Origin of the sequence: Paraburkholderia sp. A3BS-1L (assembly GCF_051125215.1) — a bacterium.
Classification (GTDB): Bacteria; Pseudomonadota; Gammaproteobacteria; order Burkholderiales; family Burkholderiaceae; genus Paraburkholderia.
In genome coordinates this window covers 451,113-468,288 of the sequence record NZ_CP120442.1, presented here as the reverse complement: position 1 = coordinate 468,288, position 17,176 = coordinate 451,113, and the positions used below count along the sequence as shown (strand labels likewise).

The 17,176-nt window shown below is 65.0% G+C and carries 16 protein-coding genes; 7 read left to right on the top strand and 9 right to left on the bottom strand.

Going from position 1 to position 17,176, the window contains the following annotated elements; all coding sequences use genetic code 11:
- Window positions 1-39: 39 nt before the first annotated feature.
- Window positions 40-789, top strand: a complete 750-nt coding sequence (locus P5W99_RS02110; RefSeq protein WP_421042570.1) for a FadR/GntR family transcriptional regulator — start codon at window positions 40-42, stop codon at window positions 787-789.
- A gap of 89 nt (window positions 790-878) precedes the next feature.
- Here P5W99_RS02110 and gap read toward each other — a convergent pair whose 3' ends face one another.
- A complete protein-coding gene (gap, locus tag P5W99_RS02105) occupies window positions 879-1,889 on the bottom strand; it encodes a type I glyceraldehyde-3-phosphate dehydrogenase (protein WP_421042571.1) in 1,011 nt (336 codons plus the stop codon).
- A gap of 98 nt (window positions 1,890-1,987) precedes the next feature.
- Window positions 1,988-4,069 (bottom strand): transketolase, encoded by a 2,082-nt coding sequence (gene tkt, locus P5W99_RS02100; protein ID WP_421042572.1) that lies wholly within the window; start codon window positions 4,067-4,069, stop codon window positions 1,988-1,990.
- Between the two features lie 723 nt (window positions 4,070-4,792).
- Between tkt and P5W99_RS02095 the strand changes: the two genes are divergently transcribed.
- Window positions 4,793-5,206 (top strand): VOC family protein, encoded by a 414-nt coding sequence (locus tag P5W99_RS02095; protein ID WP_421042573.1) that lies wholly within the window; start codon window positions 4,793-4,795, stop codon window positions 5,204-5,206.
- A gap of 19 nt (window positions 5,207-5,225) precedes the next feature.
- The gene (locus P5W99_RS02090; RefSeq protein WP_421022992.1) at window positions 5,226-5,966 is read left to right on the top strand and encodes a 16S rRNA (uracil(1498)-N(3))-methyltransferase; all 741 of its coding nucleotides are present in this window, start codon (window positions 5,226-5,228) and stop codon (window positions 5,964-5,966) included.
- 122 nt (window positions 5,967-6,088) lie between these two features.
- Here P5W99_RS02090 and P5W99_RS02085 read toward each other — a convergent pair whose 3' ends face one another.
- The 3 genes from P5W99_RS02085 to P5W99_RS02075 form a co-directional block, all read right to left on the bottom strand.
- Window positions 6,089-6,646, bottom strand: a complete 558-nt coding sequence (locus tag P5W99_RS02085; RefSeq protein ID WP_421022991.1) for a barstar family protein — start codon at window positions 6,644-6,646, stop codon at window positions 6,089-6,091.
- A gap of 16 nt (window positions 6,647-6,662) precedes the next feature.
- The gene (locus P5W99_RS02080) at window positions 6,663-7,130 is read right to left on the bottom strand and encodes a ribonuclease (RefSeq protein ID WP_421073480.1); all 468 of its coding nucleotides are present in this window, start codon (window positions 7,128-7,130) and stop codon (window positions 6,663-6,665) included.
- A gap of 328 nt (window positions 7,131-7,458) precedes the next feature.
- Complete coding sequence (locus tag P5W99_RS02075) at window positions 7,459-9,753, bottom strand: NADP-dependent malic enzyme (RefSeq protein WP_421042574.1); 2,295 nt, start codon at window positions 9,751-9,753, stop codon at window positions 7,459-7,461.
- Between the two features lie 181 nt (window positions 9,754-9,934).
- Here P5W99_RS02075 and thiL point away from each other — a divergent pair, with 181 nt between their 5' ends.
- The 4 genes from thiL (at window position 9,935) to P5W99_RS02055 (ending at window position 12,745) form a co-directional block, all read left to right on the top strand.
- The gene (thiL, locus tag P5W99_RS02070; RefSeq protein ID WP_421042575.1) at window positions 9,935-10,939 is read left to right on the top strand and encodes a thiamine-phosphate kinase; all 1,005 of its coding nucleotides are present in this window, start codon (window positions 9,935-9,937) and stop codon (window positions 10,937-10,939) included.
- Window positions 10,929-11,507, top strand: coding sequence for a phosphatidylglycerophosphatase A family protein (locus P5W99_RS02065; protein WP_421042576.1), 579 nt, complete (start codon window positions 10,929-10,931; stop codon window positions 11,505-11,507). Before thiL ends, P5W99_RS02065 begins: the two co-directional genes overlap by 11 nt.
- 76 nt (window positions 11,508-11,583) lie before the next feature.
- Window positions 11,584-12,084 (top strand): CinA family protein, encoded by a 501-nt coding sequence (locus tag P5W99_RS02060; protein ID WP_421042577.1) that lies wholly within the window; start codon window positions 11,584-11,586, stop codon window positions 12,082-12,084.
- 94 nt (window positions 12,085-12,178) lie between these two features.
- Entirely contained in the window at window positions 12,179-12,745 is a 567-nt protein-coding gene (locus tag P5W99_RS02055; protein ID WP_421042578.1) for a cupin domain-containing protein, read from the top strand.
- A gap of 368 nt (window positions 12,746-13,113) precedes the next feature.
- On the opposite strand, the gene pyrF is transcribed toward P5W99_RS02055, so the two are convergent.
- From pyrF to P5W99_RS02035, 4 genes are all read right to left on the bottom strand, one after another.
- On the bottom strand, window positions 13,114-13,929 hold the full coding sequence (gene pyrF, locus P5W99_RS02050; protein ID WP_421042580.1) for an orotidine-5'-phosphate decarboxylase: 816 nt from the start codon (window positions 13,927-13,929) through the stop codon (window positions 13,114-13,116).
- A 117-nt stretch (window positions 13,930-14,046) separates the two neighbouring features.
- Window positions 14,047-15,192, bottom strand: coding sequence for an aldose 1-epimerase (locus P5W99_RS02045; RefSeq protein WP_421042581.1), 1,146 nt, complete (start codon window positions 15,190-15,192; stop codon window positions 14,047-14,049).
- Between the two features lie 241 nt (window positions 15,193-15,433).
- Window positions 15,434-16,381, bottom strand: coding sequence for an SMP-30/gluconolactonase/LRE family protein (locus P5W99_RS02040; protein ID WP_421042582.1), 948 nt, complete (start codon window positions 16,379-16,381; stop codon window positions 15,434-15,436).
- On the bottom strand, window positions 16,378-17,166 hold the full coding sequence (locus P5W99_RS02035) for an SDR family NAD(P)-dependent oxidoreductase (RefSeq protein WP_421042583.1): 789 nt from the start codon (window positions 17,164-17,166) through the stop codon (window positions 16,378-16,380). The genes P5W99_RS02040 and P5W99_RS02035 overlap by 4 nt, the downstream gene beginning before the upstream one ends.
- Between the last annotated feature and the right edge of the window lie 10 nt (window positions 17,167-17,176).

Sequence of the window (17,176 nt, the reverse complement as noted above, 5' to 3'; positions counted from 1 at the left end):
CAATACCGGTCAGACCACGCGAGGGTTCCGAGCCGTCCGATGAAGAACGTTCCGCACACCGTCACCGATGCCGCCATTGCCACGATCCGCACCCGGATCGAAGCTGGCCTGTACCCGGTCGGCAGCCTGCTGCCCGCCCAGCGGCAACTCTCCGAGGAGCTGGCGATCAGCCGCGCGTCGCTGCGCGAGGCGCTCTCCACGCTCGAAGCGCTCGGCATGCTGTCGATCCGCGCGGGCAAGGGCGTCTACGTCACGAGCGCGCAGGCCACGAGTGCTCACCCGTGGCGTTTTTCCGACCAGTCGTCGCTGCCCGACACCTACCAGATGCGCTACGCGCTCGAAGGCTTCGCCGCGCGCATGGCGGCGCTCGCGATCAGCGACATCGATATCGCCTGGCTGGAGCACAACACCGACACCCTCCACGAAGCACTCGCCTGCGACGAACTCGACGAAGCCGCGCAACTGGACTTCGAATTCCATATGCGCATCGTGAATCTCGCGGGCAATGCGGCAATCGAATCGATCCTGCGCAACAGCGCCGACATCATGAAAGAGAGCCAGCGCATGCCGTTCTACCGGCGCGAGCTCGTGCTCTCCACGCATCGGGAACACAGCCTGATCGTGGCGGCGCTCAAGGCGCGTGACGGTGCCGCGGCGGGTGCGGCCATCGAGGCTCACATCGCCAATGCCGCCCAGCGTGCGGGCGTCTATTTCCCGAGGCCGCCCGCACCCGCTGCTGTTCCCGCTCCTTTTCCCACTCCTGCGCCCGCCATCGACGCTGAAAAATAAGGGCGAAAAAAAACCGCCCAGTCGATGGGCGGTTTTTTCGTCGCGCGCACCGGACCGCGAGGCCCGGTGGCACGGCAATACAAGCAGACTTACTTCGCGTTCGCGAGCGCAACCGCCGTGTCCAGCATGCGGTTCGAGAAGCCCCACTCGTTGTCGTACCAGCTCGACACCTTCACGAGACGGCCCGAGACCTTCGTCAGCGTGGCGTCGAACGTCGACGATGCCGGGTTGTGGTTGAAGTCGATCGAAACCAGCGGTGCGTCGTTGTAGCCGAGGATGCCCTTGAGCGCGCCTTCCGAAGCTTCCTTCATGATCGCGTTGACTTCTTCAACCGTCGTGTCGCGCTTGGCGATGAACGACAGATCGACGACCGACACGTTGATGGTCGGGACGCGGATCGCGTAGCCGTCCAGCTTGCCGTTCAGTTCCGGCAGCACGAGGCCGACTGCCGCAGCCGCGCCCGTCTTCGTCGGGATCTGGCTTTGCGTGGCCGAACGCGCGCGGCGCAGGTCTTCGTGGTACACGTCGGTCAGGACCTGGTCGTTCGTGTACGCGTGGATCGTCGTCATCAGGCCGGTTTCGAGGCCGATCTTGTCGTTCAGCGGCTTGACGAGCGGCGCCAGGCAGTTGGTCGTGCAAGATGCGTTCGAGATGACCGTGTGCTCGGCCTTCAGCACGTTGTGGTTCACGCCGTAGACGATCGTTGCGTCGACGTCCTTGCCGCCCGGCGCCGAGATGATCACCTTCTTCGCGCCGCCCTTCAGGTGGGCGCTGGCCTTTTCCTTGGTCGTGAAAAAGCCCGTGCATTCCATCACGACGTCGACACCCAGCTCGCCCCACGGCAGCTCGGCCGGGTTGCGGTTGGCCAGCACGCGGATCTTGTCGCCGTTCACGACGAGGTAGTCGCCGTCCACCGAAACTTCACCCGGGAACTTGCCGTGCGCGGTGTCGTATTGCGTCAGATGCGCGTTGGTCTTCGCATCACCGAGGTCGTTGATCGCAACGATCTGGATGTCGTGCTTCTTGCCGTTCTCGTAGAACGCGCGAAGCGTGTTACGGCCAATGCGGCCGTAGCCGTTGATAGCGACGCGGATCGTCATGGTTCATCTCCTGATGAGTAAAAATTCTGGTGCTGCTGCTGCAGGCGCTATGGCGCGTACAGCAAAAGGCCCGCGCAAGGCGGGCCGTATAGCAATACTTAGTTGTCCAGCGCAGCCTTGGCCGTCGCGACAACGTGTTCGACCGTGAAGCCGAAGTGCTTGAACAGCACGCCTGCCGGAGCCGATTCGCCGAACGTGTCGATGCCGACCACGCCGCCTTCGAGGCCCACGTACTTGCGCCAGAAGTCGGTCACGCCGGCTTCGATCGCGACGCGGCGCACGCCCTTGGGCAGCACGCGCTCCTTGTATTCGGCGTCTTGCTTGTCGAACACGTTGGTGGACGGCATGGACACCACGCGTGCGCCAATGCCTTCGCGCTGCAGCGCTTCGACGGCCTTCATCGCCAGTTCGACTTCCGAGCCCGTCGCGATCAGGATGATCTTGCGGCTCGGAATATCGTCGTTCCAGTCCTTGAGCACGTAGCCGCCCTTCGCGATGTTGGCGATCTGCGCATCGGTGCGCTCGTTGAACGCGAGGTTCTGGCGGCTGAACACGAGGCTCGACGGGCCATGGTGGGCAATCGACTCGGTCCAGGCCACCGCGGTTTCGACGGTGTCGGCCGGACGCCAGAGCGTCATGTTCGGGATCAGGCGCAGGCTCGCGACCTGCTCGATCGACTGGTGCGTCGGGCCGTCTTCGCCAAGGCCGATCGAGTCGTGCGTGAACACGAAGATCGACGGGCACTTCATCAGCGCGGCCACGCGCAGCGCGTTGCGGCTGTAATCCGAGAACGTCAGGAAGGTGCCGCCGAACGGCTTGTAGCCGCCGTGCAGCGTGAGGCCGTTGAGCGCCGCGCTCATGCCGAACTCGCGCACGCCGTAGTTGATGTGGTTGCCCCACTGAATGCCAGTCTCGCCCGCCTTCGGCGCGCGCACGGGCTTCGAGGCCTTCCAGTTGGTGAGGTTCGAGCCGGTCAGGTCAGCCGAGCCGCCGAGCAGTTCCGGCAGCACCGCGGCAAGCCCTTCGATGGCTTGCTGCGAGGCCTTGCGCGTAGCGACGGTTTCCTTGCGCGAATCCGCGCCGGCGATGATCTGGGCAGCCTTCTGCGCCCAGTCGGCGGGCAGCTTGCCGGCCATGCGGCGCGTGAACTCCGCGGCTTCGGCCGGGTACTTCGACTGGTACGCGGCGAACGAATCGTTCCACGCGGCTTCGAACTTCGCGCCGGCAGCCTTGGCGTCCCAGTCTGCGTAGACTTCCTGCGGCAGCGTGAACGGCTCCCACTTCCAGCCCGCGGCTTCGCGCCACTTTGCGATTTCTTCGCCGCCGAGCGCCGCGCCGTGCACGTCGTGGCCGCCCTGCTTGGTGGGCGCGCCCTTGCCGATGATGGTCTTGCAGCAGATCAGCGTGGGCTTGTCCGAGGCCTTCGCCTTCTGGATGGCTGCGTCGACGGCGTCCACGTCGTGGCCGTCCACGTGCGGGATCACGTTCCAGCCGTAGGCTTCGAAGCGCTCGGGCGTGTTGTCGTGGAACCAGTTGACCACGTCGCCGTCGATCGAGATGCCGTTGTCGTCGTAGAGCGCGATCAGCTTGTTCAGCTTGAGCGTGCCGGCGAGCGAGCAGGCTTCGTGCGAGATGCCTTCCATCAGGCAACCGTCGCCGAGGAACACGTAGGTGTGGTGATCGACGATCTTCGCGTCCGCCTTGTTGAATTCGGCAGCGAGCAGCGCTTCAGCCAGCGCCATGCCGACCGCGTTCGCAATACCCTGGCCAAGCGGGCCCGTAGTGGTCTCGACGCCCGGCGTGATGCCGAATTCCGGGTGGCCCGGCGTCTTCGAGTGCAGTTGACGGAAGTTCTTCAGTTCCGCCATCGGCAGGTCGTAGCCGGTCAGGTGCAGCAGCGAGTACAGCAGCATCGAGCCGTGGCCGTTCGACAGCACGAAACGGTCGCGGTCGCTCCAGTGCGGGTTGGCCGGGTTGTGGCGCAGATGACGCGACCACAGCGCGACAGCGATCTCCGCCATGCCCATGGGCATGCCGGGGTGACCGGAGTTCGCTTGCTGAACGGCGTCCATGGACAACGCGCGAATCGCATTGGCCATCAATTGAGTGGTAGCGGGGGAGGACGAGGTCGTCATGTCGAGTCCGGGGAACGAGGGCAAAAACGGCTTGGGCGGCTGCATTCAGCAGCGTTCGCGCGGCAGCGCACGGTTCCGGAAGCTCGGCAGAAATGTTCGCTGCGGCGCGCGATGCGGCGCCAGTAAGACGCAAACGGCCAGAGCAAATGGACAGGGCTGCAAAGGGCGATATTCTAACAGATCGTGCGGATTTTCCCTGGCTGCAGGACCCGGCGATGTACGCCACTGCCCCGAAATCGGCGGCAGACCCGCCCCGGTTACCTTTCATCGCACCTGATGCGCGCCGCGAGACCGCGGTCGCCCTGCCGGCTGCCCGTATAATGTGGCTACTGCCCTGATTTACGCCCCAATCAGGCCCGATTTATATTCATTTGTAACGTGACGCCGACATTGCGCTCGCCGGTTTTGTGCGCACGCTGCATGGGCTGGGCCGAATGCACTACCAGCCCCCGTTTCACCGACGCTCCCGTCGCTCGATACCACCTTGACCTTGCCGCGCCTCCTTCGCCCCTCCCCGATACGCCGTAAGGTTTTCCCGACACGCACACACGCGCCCGCCAACGTCCGGGGCGTGGTTGTAAGCCGCACGCCCGCGCGCAGCGCGCCTGACGGCGCTCCGGTTCTCCCGCGACAAACTAGGCCAATTCCTGCAGATTTAGGATGCGCAACGTTGGAGAATCGCAGCGTTCATCACATTTTCGCGTGCCATCCGACCCAGACAGCCTCCAACAACCCGCTCGTCCCTCAACCCGAATCTGGAGATATCCGATGACCCCACCCCGCCCCGCAGGCGTGCCGTGGCTGACGCCGTATCTGACGGTGCGCGACGCGCGCGACGCAATCGAATTTTTTCGGGCGGCGTTCGGTTTTGCGGTGCGCGATTGCGTGGAAGACGACGGTGCGGTCATGCATGTGGAAATGACGTATCACGATCAGCTGATCGTGATGTTCGCGCCGGAGGGTGCCTTCGGTTCGACGGCGCGCACGCCGAAGAGCGCGAACGCGGTCGCCCCCCAATCCTTTTACCTTTACGTCGACAATGTCGACGCGGTGTATGCGCGAGCGCTGGACGCTGGCGCGAAATCGTTGAGCGAGCCGCAGGACCAATTCTGGGGTGACCGTTTTGCTCAGGTCGAAGACCTCGACGGCTACCGCTGGGCGCTTGCTCGCCATCTGTCATGAAGCAATGAGAACTTGTCTTATGCCCCGTTTTTTCGTCGGAAACTCCCTGCAGTCCGGCGACGTCTTCACTCTCCCGGATGAAGTGACGCGACACGTTCAGGTGCTGCGGCTGCAGCCCGGCGACACGATCGTGCTGTTCAACGGCGTGGGAGGTGAATACAGTGCCGAAATCATCTCCATGGAGCGCCGCGACACACAAGTGCGCGTAGGCCCGTTCCGCGACGTCGAGACCGAGCCGCCGTACCGGCTCACGCTCGCGCAAGGCATTGCCGGCAGCGACAAGATGGACTGGCTGATCGAAAAGGCTGTCGAGCTGGGCGCGACGAACTTCGTGCCGCTCACCACCTCGCGCAGCGTCGTGCGCCTCGTGGGCGAACGCGCAGTGCGCCGCCAGGTTCACTGGCAGCGCATCGTCCAGGCGTCGTGCGAGCAATGCGGACGCAACCGCATGCCCGAAGTCGCCGCCACCCGCGAAATCGGCACCTGGCTCGGCTCATTGCCCAAAACGCCCGCCGAAGGCGAGTTGCGCGTGCTGCTTTCGCCGCGCGCGAACGTCTCGTTCGCCACCCTGCCCAACACCCCGCCGCAAGGCGAGATCACGGTGCTGGTCGGCCCCGAAGGCGGGTTCTCATCGCCCGAAGAAGCGGCGGCGCTCGATCACGGCTTTATCGCCGTGGGGCTCGGGCCCCGCATCCTGCGCACCGAGACGGCAGGCATCGCCGTGCTCGCGGCGCTGGCCGCGCGCTGGGGTGGCTGGTAAAAATGACAAGGCCCGCTGCATGGGATCATGCGGCGGGCCTGCGTATTTTTGTCGCGAGAATGCGACGATATTCAGATAGCAGACGAATTGGCCAGCAGCGCCGTCAAAACGCCACGCATCGCTCAGGCGAACGAATAAAAGACGCGGAACGGCACCTTGCGCTCGCCCCAGTACTCCGAAGCTTCGCGGAACACGTCGAGCAGCGTCTCGCGCCCGTCTTTGTCGAACTTCTGCGCGATCGGCAGGCCATCGAGCACGATCACAAAACCGGGTTGCTCACCAGCTTTTTGCACCAGATCGGTCAGGCAGTCGTACAAGCCATCGTAGTTCTTCCCGAAATGCTTCGGAAACAGAAACGATGTAGCAATGGTTTCGAGCACTTCCTGCTTGGTCTGCGCACTGGCGCAATACGCATAGAGGAAATGCTGTTGCAGCCGCTGCGCCTCGTCGGCGAGATCCTGCACGCGGAACGCACGGATCGACTGGACGATATTTGGCCGCACGGTCGCAAACAGGTCCATGGCCTCCTCGTTCGATGAATTTGCCTCACCCCTGCGCGCGGCTTCGCGCTGCTGGTCGTCGTGATGCATCTGCATAACGCGCTGGAACAGGTTGCCCTCGCCGGACGCGAACAGATCGCTCGCGACCCGCGGGTCGTGCGCGTAAGTGTTATCGCTCATGCCGCTTTTCCCGGTGTCATTCAACAATTCGCTTAAAACTGGCGTAGTGGTCGTCGGTGTAGTAGCAGTTGTCCGTGCGCCTGAGCGGACCGCCGCAGACAATGCGCCGCGCGCCGCGGTTGTGTGCTCGGGGCGTCGGGACAGTGTATTCGTGGTAATAACCGCGCCGATGCTTCGGCAACTGCTGCTCGTAATTGCCGAACACGATGCCATCCTTCTCAAACGGATAAGGCCCGCCTTCGGCAACCAGACCGAGTGTATTGACCGCTTCGCGCGGCAATTCGCCCACGCTCACGGTGCCTGACGACACCCCCGATGCTCCGGCATCGTCCGGCGCCTGAGCGCGCGCCACGGCGCCTTGCGAGCACACCAGCGCCGCCGCCAGAAACGCTGCCGACGCAACGGATGCCAACCGCTGAATACCGCGCGAACGACGCCCGAAACTCCCGTCAAAACAATGACTTACATGTACCGACTCGGCCAATGCAGCAGTGTTTTCGAGCGTTGAAACAGCAGGCAGTCCTATACGTACCATCTTTGGATTCCTGCCTCTCGGATCACGCGTTCGACGACCATTAAAGATGTAAGGGTATCGCTAATGGACCCTGGAAGCAATCTCGCACCGGCGACGACAAACAGGGCTTGACCGCGCACAAGCGGCCAGCTGGTAAATTTTACAATTACGGAGAGGGTCCCGGCACGCGGCCGGACATCGGCCTAAAGGGCGCCGGAATACCGGCGGCGAGCAGCGCCGCCGGTGTAAAACCCAAAGCCGCGGAGATACGGCTTGACGAAAACCCGACGCGGAAAACTTAACGCGTGGCGTTCACATCGGCGACCAGCAGCGCGGTCATGTTGACGATCCGGCGCACGGTGGCCGAAGCAGTCAGGACGTGCACCGGCTTGGCCGCGCCGAGCAGCATCGGGCCAATGGCGATGTTGTTGCCCGCCGCCGTCTTCAGCAGGTTGTACGAAATGTTCGCCGCATCGATGTTCGGCATGATGAGCAGGTTCGCGTCGCCCTCGAGCGTCGAATCCGGCAGGATCTCGCGGCGCAAGTTCGCGTCGAGCGCGACGTCGCCATGCATCTCGCCGTCCACCTGGAGGTCCGGCGCGCGCTCCTTGAGAATCTCCAGCAGATCGCGCATCTTCTGCGCCGACGGCGCGAGGCTCGAGCCGAAGTTCGAATGCGAGCACAGCGCGACCTTCGGCTCGATGCCGAAGCGGCGCACTTCCTCCGCCGCCATGATGGTGATTTCGGCAAGCTGCTCGGGCGTCGGGTCGACGTTCACGTGCGTGTCGACGATGAAAATCTGCCGGTTCGGCAGCACCAGCGCGTTCATCGCCGCGTAGACGTTGCAGCCCTCCTTCTTCCCGATCACTTGATCGATGAAGTGCAAATGGCGGTGCGTCGTGCTGACCGTGCCGCAGAGCATGCCGTCAGCCTCGCCCTTTTCCACCAGCATCGAGCCGATCAGCGTGGTGCGGCGGCGCATTTCGAGCTTCGCCATTTGCTGCGTGATGCCCTTGCGCGCCATGAGCTTCGCGTAGCTCTGCCAGAAGTCGCGATAGCGCGCGTCGTGGTCGGTGTTGACGACCGTGTAGTCGTGCCCCGCGACCAGACGCAGCCCGTAGCGCGCGATGCGCTCCTCGATCACTGCCGGACGGCCGATCAGGATGGGCGTCGCGAGTTTCTCGTCGACCACGATCTGCACCGCGCGCAGGATGCGCTCCTCTTCGCCTTCGGCGAACACGATGCGCTTCTTCCCCGGCTCGGCGGCGCGCGCGAGCTGGAAGATCGGCTTCATGGTCGTGCCGCTGTGATAGACGAACTGCTGCAGGTGCTGCATGTAGGCATCCATGTCCTCGATCGGACGGGTCGCCACGCCCGAATCCATCGCGGCCTTGGCGACGGCCGGCGCGATCTTCACGATCAGGCGCGGATCGAACGGCTTCGGAATCAGATATTCGGGTCCGAATTGCAGGTCCTGGATGCCGTAAGCCGTGGCCACGACATCGCTCTGCTCCTGGCGCGCCAGTTCCGCGATCGCATTCACGGCGGCGATTTCCATCTCGCGCGTGATGGTGGTCGCGCCCACGTCGAGCGCGCCGCGGAAAATGAACGGGAAGCACAGGACGTTGTTCACCTGGTTCGGGTAATCCGTGCGGCCCGTGGCCAGCACCGCGTCCGGGCGCACCTCGAGCGCGAGCTCCGGCAGGATTTCCGGCGTGGGGTTGGCGAGCGCGAGAATGAGCGGCTTCTCGGCCATCTGCTTGACCATGTCCTGCTTGAGCACGCCGCCCGCGGACAGGCCGAGGAAAATGTCGGCCCCTTCGATTACTTCGGCGAGCGTGCGCGCGCTGGTTTCGCGTGCGAAGCGCTCCTTGTCCGGATCCATCAGCTCGGTGCGGCCCTTGTAGACCACGCCCGCGAGATCGGTCACGTAGATGTTTTCGAGCGGCAAGCCGAGGTCGACGAGCAGGTCGAGACACGCCAGCGCCGCCGCGCCCGCGCCCGAGGCCACGAGCTTCACCTGCTTGATGTCCTTGCCCACGACCTTCAGGCCGTTGGTGAACGCAGCCGCCACCACGATGGCCGTGCCGTGCTGGTCGTCGTGGAAGACCGGAATCTTCATGCGCTTGCGCGCTTCACGTTCGACGATGAAGCACTCCGGCGCCTTGATGTCTTCCAGATTGATGCCGCCGAAGGTGGGCTCGAGCGCGGCGATCACGTCCACGAGCTTGTGCGGGTCCGTCTCGTTCAGCTCGATGTCGAACACGTCGATGCCGGCGAACTTCTTGAACAGCACCGCCTTGCCTTCCATGACCGGCTTCGAGGCGAGCGGCCCGATATTGCCGAGGCCGAGCACGGCCGTGCCGTTCGACACGACGCCCACGAGGTTGCTGCGCGCCGTGAAGCGCGCGGCGTTCAGCGGATTCTCGACGATCGCCTCGCACGCGAACGCAACACCCGGCGAGTACGCGAGCGAGAGGTCGCGCTGGTTGATCATTTGCTTGGTCGGCGCAATCGCGATCTTTCCCGGCGCAGGAAATTCGTGATAGTCGAGGGCGGCTTCGCGAAGCTTGTTCGTGGCGGAATTCGACATGGCGGGCAGGCCTTGAGTGCGGACTAGAATGGCAAAATCTGGATCGATCGCATTGTAGCGCCAATCCCTGAAGGCATTCCTTACAGTTCGGGCGCGCCTGCTGCGACTGCAATGAGGGGAACGCCCCTGCCGGCGCGGCTCGCGCCGGACCACCCAAGTCATTCGTCATAGACCATTCGTCATGCTTTCCGAGTTTTCCCTGATCGACCGTTATTTCGCGCGACGCGCACGCACGAACACGCGCCGCGCCGCGCTCGGCATCGGCGACGACTGCGCGCTGATCGCGCCCGCCGCCGGCGAGATGCTGGCCGTCTCCACGGACATGCTCGTGGAAGGCCGTCACTTTCTTCCCGATGTCGACCCTCGCGCGCTCGGCCACAAGGCGCTCGCCGTGAATCTCTCCGATCTCGCCGCGATGGGCGCCGCGCCGCTCGGCTTCACGCTCGCGTTCGCGCTGCCCAAGCCGCGCGAGGACTGGCTCGAAGCGTTCAGCCACGGGCTTTTCGAGCTGGCCGACCGCTACGGCTGCGAATTGATCGGCGGCGACACCACTGCGGGGCCGCTCAATCTATGCATCACGGTGTTCGGCTCGGTGCGTCCGAACGATGCCCTGCGGCGCGACGCGGCCCGGCCCGGCGACGACATCTGGGTGTCGGGCACGCCGGGCGACGCCCGCGCGGGTCTCGGCATGCTGCGTGAAGAGTGGCCGCAAACGCCGATCGATCGCGCCGATGCCGCGCATTTTCGCCATGCGCTCGAATATCCCGAGCCGCGCGTCGCGCTCGGCCTCGCGCTCGCGGGCGTTGCGCGCGCGGCGCTCGACATCTCCGACGGCCTCGCGGGCGACCTGCGGCACATCCTCGAGCGCTCGCGCGTGAATGCCGAGATCGACGTGGACGCGCTGCCGCTCTCGGCCGCGCTCGCGCGCCTGCCGCGCGCGCTGCAACTGCAATGCGCGCTGGCCGGCGGCGACGACTACGAACTCTGCTTCACGGCAGCGCAAGCCCAGCGCGAGGCCGTCGAGGCAGCGGCGCAACAGGCCGGCGAACGCGTGACGCGCATCGGTACAATCACTTCATCCGAGACGGCTGGATCGCCCCTCGCGCCCGCGATCACGTGGCGCGACGCCTCGGGTGCGCCGCTCAACCTGACGTTGCAAGGCTTCGACCACTTTCATGCAGACTGACCCTACGCCCTCGCCCGTCGATAAACTCGCGACGGCCGGCCCGCCCGCCCCTGCCGGCGCGAGCGCCGCGGCCGCGAGCGCGGAATCCCGCCGCGCCGACGCGCGCTTCATGCTCACGCATCCGCTGCATCTGATCTCGCTCGGCTTCGGCGCCGGACTCTCGCGGCTCGCGCCAGGCGCGGCCGGCACCCTCTTCGCGTGGGCCGCCTTCGAAGTGCTCAACCGCTACTTCACGGTGCTCGACTGGGGCCTGTTGATCGTCGTGGGCTTCCTCGGCGGCATCGGCATCACCGGGTTCACCGCGAAAATGCTGCGCAGCGAAGATCCGCCCGCCATCGTCTGGGGTGAAATCGTCGCGTTCTGGCTCGTGCTGCTGATGATCACGCCCATCGACTTCATGGGCAAATTCTGGGCGTTCGTCGTGTTTCGTTTCTTCGACATGGTGAAGCCGCCGCCCATCCGCTATTTCGAGCGGCGCTTCACGGGCGGCTTCGGCATCATGCTCGACGACCTCATTGCCGCATTCTTCACGCTGCTCGTGACCGCGCTCTGGCGCATGTCGGTCTGAGGCCGCGCACGCCGCCGCCCCCCCGAAGCCACACTCGAAAAAACACAAACCGGCACACCGCTACGGACATTTCCCCATGCCTACCGACTCCGTCGTTCACCAACTCGCCATTCGCGCCGGCAACAAGCTGCGCGACGCACGGCTCATGCTCGCCACGGCCGAATCCTGCACCGGCGGCATGGTCGCCACGGCCATCACCGATATTTCCGGCAGCAGCGGCTGGTTCGAGCGCGGCTTCGTCACGTACTCGAATCAGGCAAAGACGGAGATGATCGGCGTGCCCGCCGAGCTCATCGAAAAACACGGCGCCGTGAGCGAACCGGTCGCGCGCGCGATGGCCGAAGGCGCGCTGCGCAACAGCCGGGCACAAGTTTCGCTCGCCATCACGGGCATTGCCGGGCCGGGCGGCGGCACGCCGGAAAAGCCGGTCGGCATGGTGTCGTTCGGCTGGAGCAACCGGCTGCACACGAGCGTCGCAACGCTGGTCTTCAAGGGCGACCGCGAGCAGATCCGCGTGCAGGCCGCCACCCACGCACTGCGCGGGCTGCTTGCGCTGATCGACGAGAAGGAGCGCTAGAAGCGTCTGGCCGGGTCGAACGCTGGACGCCCGCGGATAACCGCCCCGACGGGAACCCAACCGCTTCATGCAATCGACAAGGAGCCCAGCACCCATGACTACCGTCAAGTCAACCGAACTGGCCAGCGCCGGCAATCCCGTCGACGAACTGACCCGCCGCTTCGGGCTCGAACCCCATCCTGAAGGCGGCTACTACAGCGAAACCTACCGTTCGGACAAGTTGATCCGCCGCGAAGGCGCACCGGCCAGCGAAGGCCCGCGCACGGCCTCGACCGCGATCTACTTCCTCCTCGCGAACGGCGCTTACTCGACCTGGCACCGGATCCGCTCCGACGAGCTCTGGCATTTCTACGCGGGCTCGCCCATCGAGATTCACTCGATCGACCAGCGCGGCGTGCTATCCACACGCAAGCTCGGCCACGCGCTCGACCATCCGGGCACGGTTTTTCAGGCCGTGGTGCCGGCGGGACACTGGTTCGCGGCGCGTTGCTGCGACCCGTCCACGTATGCGCTCGTGGGCTGCACGGTGGCGCCGGGGTTCGAGTTCAGCGAGTTCGAGATTGCGGATGTGAATGCGCTCGTCGACAAATATCCGCTGCATCGCACGATCATCGAGCTATTCAGAAAGCCGGCGGCGGTGACAGCAGCTTCAAAGGATTGAGCCGCGCACAAAAAAAGAAGCGGCGCTCCCATGGATGCGCCGCAAAAGCCCTGCCAAATGTGCAGACGGTGACCTAAACCATCCGCGACACGCTCCCTACAGCGTGTTCCGTTGCACCGCCGCCTGACTGGCGACGATCGCCATTCGTCGACCGGGAACGAGATGTTTGCCCGACGGAGGAAATCTCTCTTCCTACATCTCGCCCCGTGTTGACTCAGATATTACTGAGGGAATGCTGGGCTTTTAATAAGAATGCTCTTAAAAATTTTAAAGAGACAAGGACACTTCTTGATATCCGGAAGCCCGAATACAGACTTCAGCGTACAGCACCGATGCGGACCGGCTCCATGCGCCGGTCCGCGTCCGCATCAGCGATACGCATTGATCTTGTCGCGCGTATCCTGCGCGGCCTTTGCAGCCGCAAGCGCATAATCCTCGCCCTTGCTCGCGTAGATGATCGCGCGCGACGAGTTGATGAGCATGCCCGTGCCATTGGCACTGCGGCCCGCCTTCACCGTGGCTTCGACGTCGCCGCCTTGCGCGCCGATGCCGGGAATCAGCAGCGGCATGTCACCGACGAGCGCGCGCACCGTCTCGATTTCCTTCGGGAACGTCGCGCCCACCACGAGGCCGAGCTCGCCGCTCGCGTTCCACTTTTGCGCCGCGAGCGAGGCCACGATCTGGTAGAGCGGCTTGCCATCGACGGTGAGGAATTGCAGATCGGAGCCGCCGGGGTTCGAGGTGCGGCACAGCACGATCACGCCCTTGCCCTCATGCGCCAGCCACGGCTCGATCGAGTCGAAGCCCATATAGGGATTGACCGTCACCGCATCGGCCTTGAAGCGCTCGAACGCCTCGCGCGCGTACTGCTCGGCGGTGCTGCCGATGTCGCCGCGCTTGGCGTCGAGGATCACGGGCAGGCCCGGATGCTTCTCGTGGATATGGGCGATCAGCGCCTCGAGCTGGTCTTCGGCGCGATGCGCGGCAAAGTACGCGATTTGCGGCTTGAACGAGCACGCATAGGGCGCCGTGGCATCGACGATGTCACGGCAGAATTCGAAGATCGCGTCGCTGCGGCCCGCCAGCGCGGCCGGGAATTTCGTGGGCTCGGGGTCGAGGCCGACGCACAGCAGCGAGCCGGTGCGCTGCCAGGCGGCACCGAGGGTCTGAGTAAAGGAAGTCATGGTGAAGACTCGCGGTGAGCCGGTGTAGGGAAAACGGCGCGTATTTTACCCGGCTTGGCGGCCGGCATCGCGCCGCGCCACAAACACCGCGGCCCCGGCGGCATCGGTCAACAACCGTCAGCCCGCCGCGCGCCGCCCGCGCGAACCCTTCGCGCCTCGTGCCCCGGACCGCCCGCGCGCGCCCTCGCGGTGCGGATTCGCTGCCGCGCGCATATCCAGGCGCTCGACCGTGAAGCTGAACGTCCGCACGAGCCGCTCGCCGTGACCCAGCACGGTCATGCCATGCGCCCCGCCGCCGCCTTCGAGATTGACCGCGTTGATCGGATGATCGACGGGCTCGAAGCAGAAGAAGCGCTCGCCAGGCGGCGTGTAGAGCACGTAATAGTCGGTGTTCGCGCAGATCGAGAGCGACAGCCGGCGGCGTTCCCAGACCACGGCGGCGCGCCCGCTCCAGCCGCTGAAGGCGTGGTTCACCAGTTGCGCCGGCAACGGATACGCCACGCCGAACTGCCACGCGGGCGGGGCGGGTACGTGGCGCACCGGCAGCCAGTCGGCACCCGATAGCCACAGACCGCTCGCGGGCGCGGAAAGCTCGGTGCTCGCGTCGCGTGCAAGGAACGGATGCACGCCCAAGCCGAACGGCAACGCTTCGCGGCCCGTGTTCTCCACTTCCAGCGTCATCGCAAGCGTCGCGCCGTCGAGCGCATAGGTGAGCACGGCGCGATAGGCGTAGGGCTCGCCGTCACTGCGATCGAGCACGAGGCGCACGCGCTCGCGATCGGCCTCCTCGATACTCCAGTGCGCGAGCCATCCATCGCCGTGGATCGGCAACGGCTCGCTCGCGCGATTGCGCGGCACGTCGATCTTCCGTCCGCCAAACTGAAAGCGCCCCGCGCCGATACGATTCGAATACGGCAGCAGCGGGTAGCACGCAAGTTCGTTCGGATCCATGCGTGCGTTCACGCGCTCGCAGCGCCGGAATACCGGCTCGAGCGCGCCTTCGCTGCGCCAGTCGAAGCGCGTGATGCCGCCGCCCAGTTGCGGCGCGACGTCGAGTCTCAGATACGCGTTCGCCAGCGTCACACAGGCCACGTCGCCCGTGCCTGCCGCACCAATCGCCACCGCCGAGGTGCTCGGCCCCGCGAGGACTGGATGGGTGGCGGCTTCGAGCCGCGCACGCCGTGCAGCGGCAGGTGACACGGCGGAAGCCGTTGAGGCGGACGAGGCGCCAGGCCGACGCACAGCGGAATTCGCAACGCTCATGAGATGCTCCTCGAGAGGCATGATCGATCGCCGCCGCAACAGGCGGCTCACCGGTGGCCTGCCGGCACCGTGCTCGCGCGTCTTGCCTGCTCGTGCACGGGTCCTGCGGCCGCTTCTTGTGTTCGCCCTGCTCTTTCTTTATCGGGTGCTTTCTGTTGCCGAACTACAACGCGTCTACACGCGCTGGCCACCTTGCAAGACGGTTCCAGCGCGATTCCGGCGCAACGCTCGATACCTTCAATCAAGCGCGCCGAGCGCCTTGAAACAGCGGCTCAACAAGACCCGCATGGCTGATTCGGACTGCGAAGACACCGCCCGAATACGGGTCACGCGCCAGCGTCGCCGGTTCCATTTCCGCACGCGCGCTCGTGACATAAAGCGTGTCCAGCAACACTCCGCCGAGGGTAACGCAGCTAGGCTGCGCTGTGGGAATCTTTACGCGCGTAGTTTCCACGCCATCCGCACCGTAGCGCACCACGCGCCCGCCGCCCCATTGCGCGTTCCACAACCCGCCTTCTGCATCGACGGTCGAGCCGTCCGGCACGCCGGTCTCGTCCGTCAGCGTGGTAAAGACACGCAGGTTTGCAATCGTCCCGTCCACACCGCCCGCGTTGTAATCGCACGCACAGATCTTGCGCGTGAGCGAATCGCAGTAATACATCGTCGATCCGTCGGGGCTGAACGCGATGCTGTTCGAAATCGCCGGCGCGGGCAACGGCAGGCGTTCGAGCGTAAGGTCGCGATTCAAACGATAGAACCCGCCGATTGCCTGCATCGGCGTTGCCTCGTACTTCGTGCCGAACACGAAACGCCCCTCGCGGTCGCAGCGCCCGTCATTGAGGCGCGTGGGCACGCCGGGCTCGACCTCGACGATGGTGTCGACCACGCCCGTTTCCAGGTCGAAGAACGCCAGCCGCGACTCGAGGCCCAGCAGCAGCGTGCGCGCGTCCTCGCAAAGCGCGAAGCAGGCGAGGCGCTCCGGCATCGCCCACGTCACGTGCTGGTCCTCGCGCACGTCGTAGCGCCACAAACGCTTGCCTTCGATGTCGGTCCAATACAGCCGGCCGCTGCGCGCGCACCATGTCGCGCCTTCGCCCAGCTCGCATTTCGCATCCACCAGCAGCGCGGCCGACGCGTTGTCCGGTGCCTTTGCGTGATCGCTTCGGTGATCGCTTCGGTTCGCGCTCAAGCCCAGCCTCCGTCCACCACCATCTCCTGCGCGGTGATCATGCGGCTGTCGTCGGCCGCCAGAAAAAGCGCCATGCGCGCGAGGTCCTCGGGCAGCAGTTCGGCGTCGATGCATTGCCCGCGCTTGATGTTCTCGCGCCCTTCGTCGGTGAGCCACAGGCGCCGCTGCTTCTCGGTCATCACCCAGCCCGGCAAGAGCGAATTCACGCGGATGCCGTATTGCCCGAGGTCTTTCGCGAGCCCGCGCGTGAGCCCCTGCACCGCCGATTTGCTCATCGTGTAGACCGGCAGATCGGCCTGCTTGAGCATCCAGCTGATCGAGCCGAGGTTGATGATCGAGCCCGCGCGTGCGGCCTTCATGTCCTCCGCTACTGCCTGCACCGCGAAAAGTTGATGCCGCAAGTTCACGGCGACCCCGGCGTCGAACGACTCGGGCGTGACTTCGGCGAGCGTATGCCGGCGGTCATTCGCGGCATTGTTCACGAGCACCTCGATGGGCCCGAGTGCCGCTTTCACATCGGCGATGGCCGCGCGCAGCGCGGCGATATCGGTGAGGTCGCAGGCGAGAAAGAGCGGCTTGTGGCGCGAATCGCCGAGCGTATCGGCCAGCGCCTGGCCCGCGCTCACATCGATATCGAAGAACGCCACGCGCGCGCCCTGGGCGGCGAAGTGCTCGACGAACGAGGCGCCGATGCCAGTCGCACCGCCCGTTATCAACACCACGCGGCCCGCGAGGCTCGGGTAGCGTGCATAGCCTTCATGCGCGTTGCTGGAAGACATTGTCATATCGATTCCT

Excerpts from the sequence above, each read along its gene's own strand:
- pyrF (WP_421042580.1), bottom strand. The coding sequence starts at position 13,929 with ATGACTTCCTTTACTCAGACCCTCGGTGCCGCCTGGCAGCGCACCGGC.
- P5W99_RS02095 (WP_421042573.1), top strand. The coding sequence starts at position 4,793 with ATGACCCCACCCCGCCCCGCAGGCGTGCCGTGGCTGACGCCGTATCTG.
- tkt (WP_421042572.1), bottom strand. The coding sequence starts at position 4,069 with ATGCAGCCGCCCAAGCCGTTTTTGCCCTCGTTCCCCGGACTCGACATG.
- P5W99_RS02055 (WP_421042578.1), top strand. The coding sequence starts at position 12,179 with ATGACTACCGTCAAGTCAACCGAACTGGCCAGCGCCGGCAATCCCGTC.
- P5W99_RS02045 (WP_421042581.1), bottom strand. The coding sequence starts at position 15,192 with ATGAGCGTTGCGAATTCCGCTGTGCGTCGGCCTGGCGCCTCGTCCGCC.
- P5W99_RS02085 (WP_421022991.1), bottom strand. The coding sequence starts at position 6,646 with ATGAGCGATAACACTTACGCGCACGACCCGCGGGTCGCGAGCGATCTG.
- P5W99_RS02035 (WP_421042583.1), bottom strand. The coding sequence starts at position 17,166 with ATGACAATGTCTTCCAGCAACGCGCATGAAGGCTATGCACGCTACCCG.
- P5W99_RS02075 (WP_421042574.1), bottom strand. The coding sequence starts at position 9,753 with ATGTCGAATTCCGCCACGAACAAGCTTCGCGAAGCCGCCCTCGACTAT.
- gap (WP_421042571.1), bottom strand. The coding sequence starts at position 1,889 with ATGACGATCCGCGTCGCTATCAACGGCTACGGCCGCATTGGCCGTAAC.
- thiL (WP_421042575.1), top strand. The coding sequence starts at position 9,935 with ATGCTTTCCGAGTTTTCCCTGATCGACCGTTATTTCGCGCGACGCGCA.
- P5W99_RS02110 (WP_421042570.1), top strand. The coding sequence starts at position 40 with ATGAAGAACGTTCCGCACACCGTCACCGATGCCGCCATTGCCACGATC.
- P5W99_RS02090 (WP_421022992.1), top strand. The coding sequence starts at position 5,226 with ATGCCCCGTTTTTTCGTCGGAAACTCCCTGCAGTCCGGCGACGTCTTC.
- P5W99_RS02065 (WP_421042576.1), top strand. The coding sequence starts at position 10,929 with ATGCAGACTGACCCTACGCCCTCGCCCGTCGATAAACTCGCGACGGCC.
- P5W99_RS02060 (WP_421042577.1), top strand. The coding sequence starts at position 11,584 with ATGCCTACCGACTCCGTCGTTCACCAACTCGCCATTCGCGCCGGCAAC.